The following is a 16,451-nucleotide window of genomic DNA, read 5'->3' on the forward strand; positions in this document are numbered from 1 at the left end:
CTCTGCATTTTTAGGATTAAATGCATAGAGTGAGAAAGAGTTGACTGTTTAAACTTAATTTTAGAAGGCATGGAAAACTCTAAACTTATTTTTTAATAAACGCACCAATATGAGGATAAAACTCACTCGAAACCATTGATTTTTCATTTAATCAAGCGTTAAAAATATCATACATGGTTTTCGATGCAAATTAACACTCCGTCACATTTTTTAATAAAACTCAATGAAGCTTGTATATGATGAAACAAGATGAATCCCTGATGACATCACGTCGGTTTGTACCGATGTTTTTTACACAGTTTTTTGGCGCATTAAATGACAATGTTTTTAAGCAAGCTTTATTGTTAGTCATTACGTATGGTTGGATTCAACAACAATCTGCCCCTGTAAGTACACTCAATAATTTAGCAGCATTATTGTTTATTTTGCCATATTTCTTTTTTTCAGCAACAGCAGGACAAATTGCTGACAAATACGAGCGCTCACAACTTGTGCGTGGCATAAAAATATTAGAAATCATAATCATGCTTATTGGGTCTGCCGGTTTCTTATTGGGGCATTTATGGCTACTTCTTCTGGCTTTATTCTTAATGGGAACACATTCCACATTTTTCGGACCTATTAAATATGCAATTTTGCCTGAAATTTTAAAACCAAACGAACTTATGTCGGGCAATGCCTTATTTCAATCCGGTACATCGATGGCAATTTTATTCGGCATGATCTTAGGTGGTGCCGTAATTGCATCATCAGAAGGTAATTTACTATGGATTAGTTTGACTGTAGTCGCTATTGCTTGCATAGGCTATTTATTTAGCCACTTCATTTTACCCCAAAAAGTTGCTGCACCCGATTTAGATATAGACTGGAACTTTATTCGTACAAGCTTCCAAACCATTACATATGCCAAAAGTTTACCGTTAGTGTTCACCATTTTATTAGGTAATTCGTGGTACTGGTTTTATGGAGCAACTTATTTAACGCAAATTCCGCAGTTGACTCAACAAAATCTCCATGCATCAGAAAATGTAGTTAGCCTATTACTCACATTCTTCTCAGTCGGTATTGGGGTAGGTTCTCTTCTTTGCCGTAAAATTGGTGGTTCGGAAATTAATATTAAAATGGTGCCGATTGGTGCAATTGGCCTTACTGTTTTTGCGCTTTACCTTGCAGCGAGTCTAGCCTTTGTACCAGAGAAAACTGGAGCATTACTAACCTTAAAAGATATTTTCACTCAAGGTTGGGTTTACTACCATGTCATGATTGCTGTGACTTTATTGGGTATTAGTGGCGGTTTTTATATTGTTCCTTTGTATGCCATGATGCAGGCTTACTCACCGCGCTCACATCGTGCCCGTGTTGTTGCAGCAAATAACATTTTAAATGCTGTATTCATGGTTTCGTCAGCAATTTTCTCAATCTTAATATTAAGTGTTTTAAAAATTGATATTAAAATACTATTTATTATTACAGCTGTACTTAGTGCAATCTTTAGTATCTGGCTTCTTGCCCGACTAAAACCAATGCTTGCCACAGCACATCTTTCTTTGGAGGACTAATTTATGCGCCACTATACGGGAATTGATCAACTTATTAACTCCTTTGATCAGGCATTACGTAGTCTTGTTCCAGGTGCAACAGCAGCACAGCGACAAAATCCGGCTGAAACGGCTGAAACAAAACTTGGAGTTGAAGATGCTCGCCATGTTGCAGGCTTAATGCGTGTTAACCATAGTGGTGAAGTATGTGCTCAAGCGCTTTATCATGGGCAAGCATTAACGGCGAAATTACCAAATGTACGCCGTGAAATGCAACAGGCAGCAATTGAAGAACAAGACCATTTAGCTTGGTGTGAAGACCGTTTAAAAGAGCTAAATAGTCATACAAGTTTATTGAACCCGATTTGGTATGGCCTTTCATATGGTATGGGTGCTCTTGCCGGTATTGCAGGTGATAAATATAGCTTAGGTTTTGTTGCTGAAACTGAACGCCAAGTTAGTCTACATTTGCAAGATCACTTAAACCAGTTACCTGCTCAAGATGAACGCTCTCGTAAAATTTTAGAGCAAATGAATGAAGATGAATTACATCATCGTCATACTGCGCTTGAAGCAGGTGGTGTTGAATTACCTTATGCAGTAAAAATCAGTATGACCGCTATTTCAAAGTTAATGACTAAAACGAGTTATTACCTTTAAAAAACAAAGGATTGATCTCATTCAGATCAATCCTTTTTCAAATATTATTTTAAACCATGATCATATTTGAAACGTTCGATATCTCGAATTGAGTTCCAATAGTTTCTGTTAATACGGTCACGATCAATTTGTAATTCTCTTAAAAGCTTACGATAACGTTCACGCTCTTCTGGCTTTAATTTTTCGTTATAAGCGCTATCAGAATATTGCTTAAACTTCTCGTCATAACGATCGTATTCATTTTTTGCATTGTAGTAATCGGAAGCTGCACGATAATAAGGTCTTAACCGATCACGCTGCTCGATTGGACAGACATTAATATTCCCGTTACCCTCTAAGGCGTTATAAAAAATATTTGATGGCTGGCAATAATATCCTAAGCCCTCTTTATATCCACGTTCATATGACTTTTGATCTGGAACAATATTAGCTTTCCCACACGCTTTATAATATTGATCTAAACGCGGCGAAGAACCTTTTGAACCGTCTTTCTCACCCACTAATGACCAATTCGCAGTCTTACATTCTTCTACGCTCATTGCAGCACAACCTGAAAGGCTGATTGCTAAAATGGCTAAACCGATATTTTTCATATTAAGAGAACTCAAAAATAAAATTTAAAAAAACGCAAAAAATAAAATTCCAGTACATACACTATGTAAGTCCTGCTTTATTCAAGACTTATACATAAATTTTTAACTGGATAAGCGTTTAAGTTTAAAGCAGTTTGACCATCTCACCAAATTTAAGGATCATAAATTCTAATTATGTTTAATTTTTTAAAGCGAAATCATGAACTATCAAATGGCTCTTATACGTTAATTTTACTTTAAAAATTTATTATCAAAACAAAACTCAAGCCACTGATTATGAATACAAAAAATAAAAATTATTTATAAAACTCTCTTTAATCATTTTACTCTTTTTTTACGCGACTTACTTCAAGGGCTAAGGTAGGATTTTAGCTAAATAACCACCAAGGTTTTTTATAATGAGTACGCTTATTTACCCAAATTTAAACTTAAAAGATTCTCACTTTAAGGCATTTAAAATATCAGATGATTTTATTCCACAAACGCACGTACATACGTTCAACTCAGAGCTTTTTTTAAAAGAAGTTGATGAATATTTAAATTTATATCCTCAGACTCAGCACATTGATATTTGTCTACATGACTTAAACGGGCATATTCGTGGTAAACGAATTGACGTTAAAAGCCTCAAAAATCTCTCTCATGGATGTTATTTTCCACTTTCTGTTTACGCCATGAGCCTTGATGGAAAAGTAATTGAAGAGACAGGATTAGGAAAATATATTGGTGAACCAGATAGACTTTGCCTGCCCATTTTAGGCAGCTTGCAACCAAGTGCCTTATCCCCAGAATTAAATGCTCAGCTTTACCTATCAATGCAAGAAGAAGATGGTACAGACTGCCGCTATGAACCACGCAATATATTAAAAAAAATATTAAATCAGTTACATGCCCATAATTACTTTCCTGTCATGGCTGCCGAATTAGAATTTTATCTTTTCTCACCTCAGCATCAGGCTGAAACCTGTATAGAAAACCAATGTTTTGATATAGATGCACCCAATAACTATCAACAAGTCCTAGATGAGGTTGAAAAAGCTGCTCTACTACAATCTATTGAAATTACCGCGATTGTTGCGGAATCATCTCCTGGACAATATGAACTAAATCTTCAACACAGCCATGACATTTTGAAGCTATGCGATCAAATTAATGCTTTAAAAAGAATTGTAAAACAAGTCGCAAGAAAGCATGACTTAACTGCTTGTTTTATGGCGAAACCCAACTTGGCAAAGGCTGGAAGCGGCATGCATTTTCATATGAGTATGCTGAATCAATACCATGAAAATATATTTAGTTCAGAAGAAGAAAAAGATGAGCTTTCTACCAAATTACTCAGTGCAATTAGCGGACTTATTGAGCTAATGCCTGCATCTATGGCGATTTTAGCCCCTAATATTAATTCTTATAGACGCTTTAAAATTGGGCATCATGTACCATTAGAAGCCAATTGGGATACTAACAATCGTAATGTCGCAATCCGCATTCCATGTTCAGATATACAAAATCAACGTTTAGAATACCGTGTTGCTGGAGCTGACTGTAACCCCTATCTCGTTACAGCCACTATTTTAGCAGGTGTATCTTACGGCTTATCTCATAAATTACCACTACCAAAACCTGCTCATCTTTTAAAATTTCCAGACGAGCATTTTTTATTAGCTAACAACCAACCAGAAGCCTTAAAAATATTTAAAGGAAGTCTTATTTTAAAAGGATATTTAGGCGCTGACTTTGTCGAACATTGGTACACGGTTAAGCAGGCTGAATATCAAAACATTTATAGTCAAATGACTGAAGCAGAACAACATTGGGATATATAAATAAAAAAAGCAAAAAAACTATAAACCACTTTACAAACCCTTAGGGAGAAATACCCTAAGGTTTTTTTTATATCTAATTAATGATTTTTCTGTTTAGCTAAAAAACGCAATCCAACACCAGGTTCAGTTGCAATATAGCGTGGCTGAATTGCGTTATCCCCCAGTTTACTGCGTAACTTGCCCACTAAAATACGTAAATAGTGCGTATCTTCCTGATGGGTTGGACCCCATAGTTCTTTTAAGAGCTGTGGCTGGGTTAAAAGCTGTCCTTGATAGCGCATTAACAATGTCAAAAGTTGAAATTCTTTTCGAGTTAAAGTAATTGGTTGTTGCTCGACCCAAACCAAACGTTGCGTAACATCAACTTTAAGATAACCATCGTCATAGACATGCGCTTCTTGCTGAATCGGTTGGTTTCTTAAAATGACACGTATGCGCGCCAAAAGCTCTTGCACACTAAAAGGCTTGGTCATGTAATCGTTTGCGCCAGCATCTAGCAAAGCAACTTTTTCGTATTCGTCAGCCCGTACAGATAGCACAATAACCGGCACATTCGACCAGCTACGTAATTCTTGAAGCACTTCTTTTCCGTCTAAATCGGGTAAGCCCAGATCTAGAATAACCAAATCAGCCCCTTGTGTTGCTAAAGTTTCTAGGCCTTTGTAACCCGTTTCGCAGAGCGTGGTTTTATATTTTTGAGTTCTTAAAGCAATATCTAAAAATTTACGAATTTGAGGCTCATCATCAATAATCACAATACGTGTTTCTACAGGTGATGTTTCGGAACTTATCATGAATTTACAACTTATTCTTTTACTGGGTGAATGGGTAATCTGATTTGAATTAAAGTACCTTTATTTTGGCGCCCTGAAAATGCTTCTATTGTACCCATATGAGCACCAATAATCGCTTTTACGATTGTAAGCCCTAAACCAGTACCAAATTTTCCACGGTCTCCTCTTTCCATCGTGTAAAACATATCAAAAATGCGATGTCTTTCATCTTCAGGAATTCCCGCACCTCTATCTTCAATTTCAATTTTTACTTCATCTTCTGATGAAAGTTGAGCACGAATCATGACTGGTTCATCTGGAGGTGAAAAGTTTGCGGCATTTTCTAAAACATTAAAAATAGCTTGCTCTACCAGTGCAGGGTGAACATATAAACTAATTTGTTGCTCAGGTAACTGAACCTCTACTTGCGTATCTGGTTTATAGCGCTTTAAACGGCGGGTTGCCGAACCAATTAACTCATCTACCCCAATCCAGTCTCTTTTTAAAGTTAAACCTTCATGGCCTAAGCGTGTCATATCAAGCAAGTTTTGAATATAACGGTCTAGACGCTCACCTTCTAAATGAATTGTTTCAAGTAAATCTTGCTGGTCTTGTTCTGACATATCAGCTTTAAAATTGGCAAGCGTATCTGCGGCTCCAATAATAGAAGCTAGTGGCGAGCGTAAATCATGCGATACCGAAGATAATAAAGCAGAACGTAAACGCTCTGTTTCACTGGTCACTTTTGCTTGTTCAAGTTCATTGACCAATTGGGTTCGAAGTGCTGCCTGTGCAATATACTCAACTACACTTTCAGTTAGTTTTTTCTGCTCAAAATTTAGAGAAACCACGTCACCCTTAAAGTAAATTCCCACTATACCTAAGCTATTTTTTTGCTCTAAAAGTGGTAAAAACCACCAGTTCGATTGACTAAGGGTATCGGTAAAACGTCCACACGGCTGTTGATGTTTCAAACACCATTCTGCAGCTACTTTTTCTTTATCATTTAGTTCTATGTCAGATGAAATAACTCTATTTTGGATAGAAATCCAAACTTTAGTTTGAAGTTGGGTTTCTAAAGTCATACGACCGGTTTGCATAACTTCTTCAAGGTTTACTGCACTAGAAAGCTTACGTGCCAAATCTTGCATCACTGTGGTGTAGGCATTCGCAGCTTTTAAAGATAAAACCTGCTGACGTAATTGAGAAGCCAAACGCCCAGCAATTAAAGCTGCCGCAAAAAAAGCAACTACAGTCACTACACCTTGGTGTGCTGAAATTTGAAATGTAAAACGTGGTGCTATAAAGAAAAAGTTATAGGCTAAGAAACAAATAAGAGCGGCGACTACTGCAGCGAGCATTCGGGTTTTAGTTGCTACAATTAAAACTGAAATAATAAAAATGACAGAAAAGTCTTCAATACCCAATAGAACTTCGGCAAAGTGAGCTATAAAAATACTGACACAAGTAACCGCTAAAACAAAAATACTTTCTTTCAATGATAAAAATGATGGCTTTTCAAGTTGAGTTGTCTTTTTAGTGCCCTGTTCTGGATGCAAAATCGTTAAAGCAATCGAATTTTCTTGATTTAATAATTGCTGAGCTAAATTTTTCTTAAATAACTTTGACCACCACGGTGAAATACTTTTACCAATAACCAGATTGGAAATTCCTCGGTCAACCGCGGCATCCATTAACACTGACGCAACTCGATGCCCATATAAGACTTCTGTTCGACCACCGAGTTGTCGAGCCAGCTCAAATGCGCGGTCAATTTCAATATATTCTTTTTTATATGAATTTCCCGAACTCTGTCCCAAGTCCAAACTTTTAGCAACATTCACTACAGTCCATGTTGCTCCATAGCGTTCAGCTAAACGACAACCTGCCCGCACTAAATATTCAGAAGAACCTTGTCCATCTATCGCAATCATTAATTCATTTTGTAGCGAGATAGACTTCAAACCCTTAGAGGTGTAACTCTGTTTTAAATCTGAATCGACATGCTCAGCAACGCATTGCATTGCTAGTTCACGCAATGCTGTTAAATTTGAAATGCTAAAAAAGCCTTGTAATGCCAGATTCGCTTGCTCTGGCACATAGACTTTTCCTTGATGGAGCCTTTCAATGAGTTCACTGACAGGTAAATCAATTAAACGAATATCTCGAATACGGTCAAACACCCGATCTGGCACAGTTTCATTTACTCGAATGCTCGTAATCTGATGTACCACATCATTTAAGCTTTCTAAATGCTGAATATTCATGGTGGTAAATACATCAATACCCGCATCTAGTAATTCATTGACATCTTGCCACCGTCGTTCATGGCGACTATTGGGTATATTGCGATGAGCCAACTCATCAACTAAAACAATTTCCGGATGCCTGAGTAAAATAGCATCCAAATCCATTTCTTCTAAAGTATGCCCCTGATATTGCATTTCCTTTCTAGCAATTTGAGGCAAGCCTTCCAAAATTTTTAGAGTTTCTATTCTTCCGTGGGTTTCAACAATACCAACAACAACATCTGTACCTTGTTGAAATAACTCTTTAGCGCGGGCAAGCATGGCATAGGTTTTGCCGACACCAGGCGCTGCACCGAGAAAGACTGTTAGTCGACCGGCTTGATATCTATTTACATGATTTAATAAGGCCTCAGCCTGATTTTCGCGATTGCTTTGCACTTGATATCATCCGGTAAACTAACAATTTTATTTTCAAGTTAATGTGTAGATTGTAATTGATCTAAAGCGTTATTTAGCTCTAATACATTAACACGAGCTTGCCCTAGTACACCAAACTGAACTGGTTCAATATGCTTTTGAAGTAACTCTTCTACAACTTTAGGGTCTAAATGACGCGCTTGAGCTACTCTGGCAACCTGTATTTGAGCAGATTCAGGACTAATATGCGGATCGATACCACTACCCGATTTAGTCACTAAATCACTTGGAATAGGGTTATTACCTGTATGGTCTTGTTTTTTCACCGCAAGAATCTGCGCATCAATTTGTTTTTGCAGCTCTGGATTAGTAAGCGCTAAGTTTGTGGCCCCCATGGCCATCGGGTCATAAGCAACCGCTGAAGGGCGTGGATGAAAATAAGCTTCTCCAACAAATGGCTGAGCGACTAATTTTGACCCTAGAACTTTATGGTCTATTTCAATCAAACTACCATTTGCTTGATTGTGAAATAAAACCTGTCCCGCACCTGTAGCGATCGCACTATAAACAGCACCACAACCCACAAGAGTAAAAATTAGAAGTCCGAAAGATGCTCTTAAGGTCTGACCCAAATTTGCTTCTGAATTTTGTGCATAAGTTTTCATTTCAAACTCCAGATTACAAACCAAATAATTGAACAATAACAACATCAATCGCTTTAATGGCAATGAATGGTAGAACCACACCGCCCACCCCATAAATCAACATATTTCGACGTAGTAACTGAGTTGCAGTTGAAGGTTTAAATTTCACGCCACGTAATGCGATTGGAATTAATAGCGGGATAATAATCGCGTTAAAAATTAATGCAGATAAAATCGCGCTATTTGGACTAGCCAAATGCATCACATTCAATACTTGCATTTGTGGAATCGCAGCAGCGAACAACGCAGGCAAAATGGCAAAGTATTTAGAGACGTCATTTGCTAACGAAAATGTTGTCAAAGCACCGCGGGTAATTAGTTGCTGTTTCCCAATCTCAACCACAGCAAGAAGTTTGGTTGGATCTGAGTCTAAATCAACCATGTTGCCGGCTTCTTTTGCAGCTTGTGTACCCGAGTTCATGGCTAAGCCAATATCGGCTTGTGCTAGTGCTGGCGCATCGTTAGTTCCATCACCGACCATCGCAACTAAACGACCTTGTTGTTGTTCGGTGCGAATACAAGCGAGTTTATCTTCTGGTTTTGCTTCGGCAATATAGTCATCTACACCCGCTTCAGCAGCAATCGCAGCAGCGGTTAATGGGTTATCACCTGTGACCATGACAGTTTTAATACCCATTTCTCTTAAACGAGCAAAACGTTCTTTAATACCGTGTTTAATTACATCAGAGAGTTCAATCACACCCAATACATGATGTTGATTTGCAACAACCAACGGTGTCGCCCCTTTTTTAGCAACTTGTTCAACACGTGCTTTTAACTCTAGATCTTGAGAATAATCTTCATCTACAAATTTCAAGATTGCATCTAAAGCACCTTTACGAATTTGCTCACCATTCGGTAAATTCACACCGGAAATTCGAGTCGAAGCACTAAAAGAGATAAATTCGGCTTGCTCAGGTTCTTGCTGTTTTAAACCTTGTTCTTTTGCTAACTTAACAATCGATTTCCCTTCTGGTGTTGGGTCGGCAAGTGAACTTACCCAAGCAGCAGCTCTCAACTCCGACTCACTTACAGAAGTTAAAGGATAAAAAGAAGTCGCTTGACGGTCACCATAAGTAATGGTTCCTGTTTTATCGAGTAAAAGCACATCAATATCACCCGCAACTTCTACTGCTTTACCTGATTTCGCCAAAACATTGGCTTTGAGCGCGCGGTTCATACCCGCAATACCAATCGCAGGTAACAAGCCACCAATGGTTGTTGGAATTAAGCAGACCAACAGCGCAACGAGCACGACTGGATCAAGTTCAATATGCAAATAATGAGCAATAAACGGCAAGCTAATCACAACAATTAAGAAGGTAATTGTCATCACCATTAATAAGAAGCCAAGTGCAATCTCATTTGGTGTTTTTTGACGATTTGAACCTTCAACCAAAGCAATCATACGGTCTAAGAAGCTTTGACCAGATTCAGCAGTCACTTGCACAACAATACGATCTGTAAGAACTTTAGTCCCACCAATAACACCTGAACGGTCAGTTCCAGCTTCACGTAGCACAGGTGCAGACTCACCTGTAACAGCCGATTCATTAATGGTCGCAAAGCCTTCTACAATCTCACCATCTGCTGGAACAAGCTCACCTGCATGAACTTCAATATAATCATTTAAATGAAGTTCAGTGGCTGCAACTTGAGTTGCTTGGCGGTCTGTCAAAGAATTAAGTCTTCGAGCAGTCAAGTTTTCTCTTGCTGCACGTAATGAAGATGCCTGTCCACGACCTCTAGCCTCTGCAACCGCTTCAGCATAGTTAGCAAATAAAATCGTAATGAACAAAATTGCTGTGACAACCAAACCGAATACCAGTGTGGCATATCCCATTAAGGTACTTAGAGCAGTGATTACTGTTCCAAGCCATACAATTGCCATGACTGGATTTTTAATTGCATGCTGGGGTAGCAATTTTATAAAAGCATTTTTCCAAACTTCAAAACTTGGTACTGCCACAGTTGTTTTATGGCTATTTACATGAGTTTGTGTATTCATTTTCACTCGCCTCCTTAGCCTTTAACCAACAAAAGTTGATCGGCAATTGGCCCAAGGACAAGAACTGGCATAAATTGTAATAAGGTAAGCAATACAACAATCGTAATCAGCGTTAAGGCAAAGGTTGGCGTTTCAACCTGAAGGCTACCTGTTGTTTCGGGTGCTTTTCTTTTTGCTGCTAAACGTGTCGCAATCATTAATGGCAAAATTAATGTCGGGAAGCGTCCTAAAAGAAGAGCAAGACTACAGGTGACATTCCACCATACGGTGTTGTCTCCAAGACCTTCAAAACCTGAACCATTGTTGGCAAATGCAGAGACATATTCATAGAACACTTGGCTAATACCGTGTGGTCCAGGGTTTGTGATACCTGATAATCCCGGAATACTAAGACTCAAGGCTGTAAAAGCCAGAATAATAAGAGGCTGAATTAAGATAATAACTGCAAGTAGCTTGATCTCTGCTGCTTCAATTTTGCGTCCAAACAATTCAGGTGTACGACCTGTCATTAAGCCTGCAATAAATACAACGAGTAACAGATAAATCATAAACTGTTGCAGACCACAGCCCACACCGCCCCAAATGGCATTAATCAACATGTTAATGAGTTCAACCAGCCCAGTAAGCGGCGCAGAAGAATCGTGCATCATATTGACCGAACCGTTATTCACTTGTGTGGTCAGCGCAGCCCAAACTGCTGATGCTGCTGGTCCAAAACGTTGTTCTTTACCTTCCATTATTGCAATTTGAGATGCGGTCGATGATATACTTTCAGACCAGACAGCTGCTGCACCTGAAATAACCGACATTAAAAGCATGCTACCAAACACAAAGTAGGCAAATTTTTTACGTCGAGTAAAATGTCCCACCATAAAAACGACTGTAATTGGAATGAGTAAAATCGCTATCATTTCTAATAAATTAGATAGCGGCGTTGGATTTTCTAAAGGTACAGAACTATTTGGACCATACCAGCCACCACCGTTACTACCCAATTGCTTAACAGCAACCATGGGTGCAACTGGTCCTAAAGGAATTTTTTGAATTTCAACGCTATTGGCTTTATCAATAAGCTGTACTTCTGGCCCACCTTGGAAAGTTGCTGGCACACCTTGGCTGTTAAGCAACAATGACCAGACAAAACACAGAGGAAGCAAGAACCGGACTGTAGGGCGTATTACATCTGCCCAATAGTTACCAATTAAAATTTGATCTGGCTGTTCAGCAACATCGGCCGCAATATGGCTAGGACGTTGATAAAAGAAAGCTCTTAAGGTCGCAACAACTAAAGCTAATCCCATCATTGGTGTGATGACTTGCAAACCTACAATACCTGTCATTTGCGACAAATAAGACAATTGAGCTTGACCAGAATAATGCTGTTGGTTGGTGTTGGTTAAAAATGAAATAACCGTGTGTAATGCTAAATCCCAGCTCATATTTGGTGCATGATTTGGGTTTAATGGCAGCCATGCTTGTGTCATAAAAATAGCAAAAACGGCTACAGCTAAAAAAATACAGCTAACAACAAATGCTAAAGAATATTGTTTCCAGTTCATTTGTTGTTGCGGAGATATACCTAACAAGCGATAGACAGGATTTTCAATCCAACGAAATAATCCATCGCCCACCATCGGCTGATTTGCCATTACTTGGGATAGATATTTGCTAAGACACCATGCTAAAAAAATAGCAATAAATAAAACAAGGATAAGTTCCAACATGGCTATTCTCCTCTATACCCCTTGGCTTGATTTGCCAAAATGGAAATAAGGAGAGATGAAGAAATATCACTTTTTTTGAGTCCGCATAAGGCTATGCCAGACTGATGCAAGATGCGCATTTGAGAATTTATAAGCATCTTTATTGTCCTGAAGTAACACTAATTTAGTGGATTTCAGTATCGGTAAAATGCTCGTAAATTCTCTATTGAGGAACTCAAAGGCCGCGTAAATTTTGCGTAAAATTTAGTTTAAAAGACCTTAAAATTTAAAAGTAACAACTGGGTAAAGCGTACTATCAGCCTTTAGTCTTTCACAATGCCAAAGTTCATATAAAGGAATTTTTACATCGAGCGCCAAAGGTAATTTTTTAGAATTAAGTTGCATATGGTCGAGATCACTTCCCCATGCAATCAAATCTACATCTAAAGAAATATGATGCGATGGCCGAACACGTCCAGAATCTGACTCAAGTTTCTTTAAAAAAGATTCAATTTGTTCAGACGATAAAGTACTTCTTAACAGACATGCTGAATTCCAGTAATCATCTCCAATACCATCTCGGCATGGAATTTGATAAACAGATGAAAACTGCACTTTCCCCAAAGTTGCTAATTGCGTATACGCAAAAGTAAAGTGCTGATCTGCGTCTAAATTACTCGCTAGGGCGAGCGCAAAAATTGTTTCTGGTGCGTTCAAGACGAATTCCTACAGCATTAGCTTCTGCAATGATGGCTGGCTTACGGATGGTTATGGTAATTTTTTCAATTGTTGGAAAGGTTTCAAACAAACATTGCAAAACCAGATGAGCTGCATGCTCAATTAACTCAGGTTTGGCTTGCTGAATGGTTTGAGCCGATAACTCACAAATCTGCGCATAGTTGAGTGTATCCTCAAGCTTGTCAGACGCTGCAGCTCGGCTCAAATCATTATGGATGGTCAAATCCAACATTAAAGGTTGAATGATTTGTCTTTCCCAGTTGAAACAGCCAATCACTGTCTCAACCTTCAAGCCTTCAATAATAATGGCATCCATAAATTTAAACTGACCTTAGTGCTTTAACAACGAAGCAGGTTCCATATTTTGAACCATTTTCAAACGTTGGTCTGCATAAATATCAGTATATGGTGCGAGTACGCGCATAAAACGATCGAAATAAAGCATTTGCTTAAATAATAAGGCAAAATCTCGAGGGAATTTAATACCGTGGCGCTCACCTACACCCACCATATCCATCATAATGTCGTTTAAATCGGCAGGATTAGTAGACAAAATCTGCTGTGGATCGGCCATTAATACGCCATTAAACAAACGCTCTAAATCTTGAGCTAAAACCTGAACATCGACCTTGTTATGGGTCATACCCATTTTGAGCATGTTTTCAGCCATAGCCTGATAATCAGTCTTTTGCAAAGCATCCATAAACGCGATACACGCTGTCCAGACTTCTGGTTTTAACTGCCCCACAATACCGAAATCGATAAAACCAATTCGCCCATCTTCGAGCAGCATTAGATTTCCAGCATGTAAGTCAGCATGGAAACTCTTACAAAGCATAAGACTACCAAACCATGTATTCATGGCAGTAATGAGTACTTGTGATGGGTCTTTAGCATATTGTTTCACGACACTAAAATCTGTCAAAGACACACCATATAAACGCTGCATGGTCAAAACACGGCGTGTAGAAAACTGATGATAAACTTTAGGGGCCGTCGCAGCTTGGTTTTGAGAAATATTTAAATACTCAACAAAGTCATCTAAGTTCTGGGCTTCCTCAATGAAATCGACTTCACGCACCATACGAGTTTTGATTTCATCAACAATGTCAGAAAGAGCAGCAAACTTGATTTTAGGGACTGCACGTTCAAGCAGCTTTGCAGCCCAATGCACCACATTTAAGTCAGTGTATAAAATAGTTTCTACGCCAGGTTTTTGTACTTTGATAACGACATCTTCACCTGTCGTTAGTTTAGCTGCGTGAACCTGAGCAATTGAAGCAGAAGCTAAAGGTTTTTCATCGATATAACTAAAAATCTGGTTTAAATCACGCCCTTCAAATTCAGAGGCAAGTACGCCTTGAATATAGCTAAATGGCAGAGTTGGAGTCTGATCCAAACAACCTTGAAATTCTTCCACATATTCACGCGGAAATAGCGATGGTGTACTCGCGATAAACTGACCAAGCTTAATATATGTTGAGCCAAGCGACTCAAAAGTCTCACGCATGAGTTTGGCATTACTTGGCTTATCAGTTGCGTACTTAATACCAGCTTTAGCCGCAACTACTGCGGTTTCACCGATACGGGCAACTGAGCGCAATCCATCAAATAAAATATTTTTTTTCATATTTCTTTAGAACCAGAATATTCGTCTCAAGTTTAGCAAATTTTGCTTTATTTGCTGATTAGCTTGCCTGACAAAGTGGACAATTTATATCTTTATCAAAATTAACAATACGTTGTGACATATTTAATCCGTCCCAAAGTAACAGTTTCTGTTTCAGAGGAGTGCGATTAAGCCCTAAATAAAGTAAAGTGTGATGTGCTTGTAATGACGCTATCATTACAGGAGCCGTTGCAAGCACTCCTGACTCTGCACAGCGAAGGCCTTCATTGTCATGCTGTTCTTTTGGAAATAAACATTCATAACAAGCTGAATCACCTTCAACCATAAACATTTGCGCCTGAAAGCCAATTGCAGAAGCACTAATTAATGCGACCTGATGCTTTTTACAAGCACTATTCACTAAATAGCGAGTTGTAAAGTTATCACAACCATCTAAAACGACGTCTTGGTGTTCAACAAGTCTATCAATGTTATGTTCGTCTAAACGTTCATTAAAGTATTCAACACAGATATAAGGGTTAATTTTCTGTAACCGTTTTGCTAGAACTTCAGCTTTATAATGACCAATATCTTCATGACCAAACGCAATTTGTCGTTGTAAATTACTTATCTCAATGGTATCTACATCAATGAGTGTAATCTTCCCAACCCCTGCTCGTGCAAGTAGTTCTGCACTGCTACAGCCTATGCCACCAGCACCCACAATCAGCACATTGGCAAGTTTGAGTTTTTCCTGAGCTTCAATATCCCATCCATCAAGTAAAATCTGACGGCTATAGAGATGCATTTCTTCATCACTTAACTCTACAAAATCGATATCTTGAAGCTCGGTCACGCCTTAATCCTTTCACTTAGAAGCTAAATGATTTTATGACTAAGTTCGTCATTAGGAAAGCTATAAAATGGAAACAACTTTTTTATTCAGTTAACTCCCCATTACATTACTTCTCACACGCTTTCTGCAACAATAGAACGAACTAGTTTCTTTGTTACTTAGGCTAAATATGTCCCAATCATATATTGCACCAGTAGAGTTAGAAAAAGCTTATCGTTTGTTAAATCATGGTCCAACTGTACTAGTCTCTGCTCAGTATGGTGATGACCGTAACGTGATGGCTGCCGCATGGGCATGTGCCTTAGAGTTTAAGCCTGCCAAAGTATCCGTGGTTTTAGATAAAAGCACTAAAACCCGACAGCTTGTCGAGCAAAGTGGCTATTTCACACTGCAAGTTCCTTGCTATGCCCAGCTCAATATGACCAAACAACTTGGTACTATTAGTAAGTTGGATGACCCACAAAAACTTGAGCACTGCGGAGTTGAACTGTTTTATCAAAAAGATCTGATCAGTCCGCTTGTATCAGGTTGTATCGCATGGCTGGTTTGTAAACTTATTCCTGAACCGCATAATCAGTCAGCTCATGATTTATTTATTGGCTCTGTTGTAGGTGCGTGGGCAGATAGTCGCGTTTTTAGAGATGGGCACTGGCATTTTCAGGATGCACCAAAAGAACTTCGTAGCCTGCACTATATTGCTGGTGGAACGTTTTATTTAATTGGTGAAGAAGTGAAAGCCGACCTCTAATATAAAAAATAAAGGGAAATATTTAAATATTT

The 16,451-nt window shown here is 38.6% G+C and carries 14 protein-coding genes; 4 read left to right on the plus strand and 10 right to left on the minus strand.

Translation table 11 applies throughout. The annotated features are described in order from the left end of the window. Positions 1 to 236: 236 nt before the first annotated feature. Together CSB87_RS02730 and coq7 are read left to right on the plus strand one after the other, a co-directional pair. On the plus strand, positions 237 to 1,559 hold the full coding sequence (locus CSB87_RS02730; protein ID WP_079377785.1) for an MFS transporter: 1,323 nt from the start codon (positions 237 to 239) through the stop codon (positions 1,557 to 1,559). A gap of 3 nt (positions 1,560 to 1,562) precedes the next feature. Continuing rightward, positions 1,563 to 2,198: a 2-polyprenyl-3-methyl-6-methoxy-1,4-benzoquinone monooxygenase gene (gene coq7 / locus CSB87_RS02735; RefSeq protein WP_004708107.1), complete on the plus strand. Its 636-nt coding sequence runs from the start codon at positions 1,563 to 1,565 to the stop codon at positions 2,196 to 2,198. Positions 2,199 to 2,242: 44 nt separating this feature from the next. Here coq7 and CSB87_RS02740 read toward each other — a convergent pair whose 3' ends face one another. Next, on the minus strand, positions 2,243 to 2,791 hold the full coding sequence (locus tag CSB87_RS02740) for a DUF2799 domain-containing protein (protein ID WP_031952794.1): 549 nt from the start codon (positions 2,789 to 2,791) through the stop codon (positions 2,243 to 2,245). A gap of 398 nt (positions 2,792 to 3,189) precedes the next feature. Between CSB87_RS02740 and CSB87_RS02745 the strand changes: the two genes are divergently transcribed. Beyond that, positions 3,190 to 4,614, plus strand: a complete 1,425-nt coding sequence (locus tag CSB87_RS02745) for a glutamine synthetase family protein (protein WP_031959334.1) — start codon at positions 3,190 to 3,192, stop codon at positions 4,612 to 4,614. A 77-nt stretch (positions 4,615 to 4,691) separates the two neighbouring features. Here CSB87_RS02745 and CSB87_RS02750 read toward each other — a convergent pair whose 3' ends face one another. The 9 genes from CSB87_RS02750 to CSB87_RS02790 all read right to left on the minus strand — a co-directional run bounded on the left by CSB87_RS02750 (position 4,692) and on the right by CSB87_RS02790 (position 15,671). Further along, positions 4,692 to 5,408 (minus strand): response regulator, encoded by a 717-nt coding sequence (locus CSB87_RS02750; RefSeq protein ID WP_000625753.1) that lies wholly within the window; start codon positions 5,406 to 5,408, stop codon positions 4,692 to 4,694. An 11-nt stretch (positions 5,409 to 5,419) separates the two neighbouring features. Continuing rightward, positions 5,420 to 8,074, minus strand: coding sequence for a sensor histidine kinase (locus CSB87_RS02755; protein ID WP_031952799.1), 2,655 nt, complete (start codon positions 8,072 to 8,074; stop codon positions 5,420 to 5,422). Positions 8,075 to 8,112: 38 nt separating this feature from the next. Then, the gene (gene kdpC, locus CSB87_RS02760; protein ID WP_031952801.1) at positions 8,113 to 8,718 is read right to left on the minus strand and encodes a potassium-transporting ATPase subunit KdpC; all 606 of its coding nucleotides are present in this window, start codon (positions 8,716 to 8,718) and stop codon (positions 8,113 to 8,115) included. 13 nt (positions 8,719 to 8,731) lie between these two features. After that, entirely contained in the window at positions 8,732 to 10,771 is a 2,040-nt protein-coding gene (gene kdpB, locus CSB87_RS02765) for a potassium-transporting ATPase subunit KdpB (protein ID WP_079377786.1), read from the minus strand. Positions 10,772 to 10,779: 8 nt separating this feature from the next. Beyond that, entirely contained in the window at positions 10,780 to 12,489 is a 1,710-nt protein-coding gene (gene kdpA / locus CSB87_RS02770; RefSeq protein ID WP_106105026.1) for a potassium-transporting ATPase subunit KdpA, read from the minus strand. A gap of 258 nt (positions 12,490 to 12,747) precedes the next feature. Next, positions 12,748 to 13,185 carry a 2-amino-4-hydroxy-6-hydroxymethyldihydropteridine diphosphokinase gene (locus CSB87_RS02775; protein ID WP_031952805.1) on the minus strand — a complete coding sequence of 146 codons (438 nt, stop codon included), beginning with the start codon at positions 13,183 to 13,185 and terminating at the stop codon, positions 12,748 to 12,750. Next, on the minus strand, positions 13,142 to 13,522 hold the full coding sequence (folB, locus tag CSB87_RS02780; protein ID WP_000338781.1) for a dihydroneopterin aldolase: 381 nt from the start codon (positions 13,520 to 13,522) through the stop codon (positions 13,142 to 13,144). Before folB ends, CSB87_RS02775 begins: the two co-directional genes overlap by 44 nt. Before the next feature lie 15 nt (positions 13,523 to 13,537). Then, entirely contained in the window at positions 13,538 to 14,836 is a 1,299-nt protein-coding gene (locus tag CSB87_RS02785; RefSeq protein ID WP_031952806.1) for an ABC1 kinase family protein, read from the minus strand. A 58-nt stretch (positions 14,837 to 14,894) separates the two neighbouring features. Further along, positions 14,895 to 15,671, minus strand: a complete 777-nt coding sequence (locus CSB87_RS02790; protein WP_004708084.1) for a HesA/MoeB/ThiF family protein — start codon at positions 15,669 to 15,671, stop codon at positions 14,895 to 14,897. 169 nt (positions 15,672 to 15,840) lie between these two features. Between CSB87_RS02790 and CSB87_RS02795 the strand changes: the two genes are divergently transcribed. Then, the gene (locus CSB87_RS02795) at positions 15,841 to 16,419 is read left to right on the plus strand and encodes a flavin reductase family protein (RefSeq protein ID WP_004708082.1); all 579 of its coding nucleotides are present in this window, start codon (positions 15,841 to 15,843) and stop codon (positions 16,417 to 16,419) included. The last annotated feature ends 32 nt before the right edge of the window (positions 16,420 to 16,451 follow it).

Origin of the sequence: Acinetobacter sp. AR_0276 (genome assembly GCF_003000705.1) — a bacterium.
Taxonomy (GTDB): Bacteria; Pseudomonadota; Gammaproteobacteria; order Pseudomonadales; family Moraxellaceae; genus Acinetobacter; species Acinetobacter nosocomialis.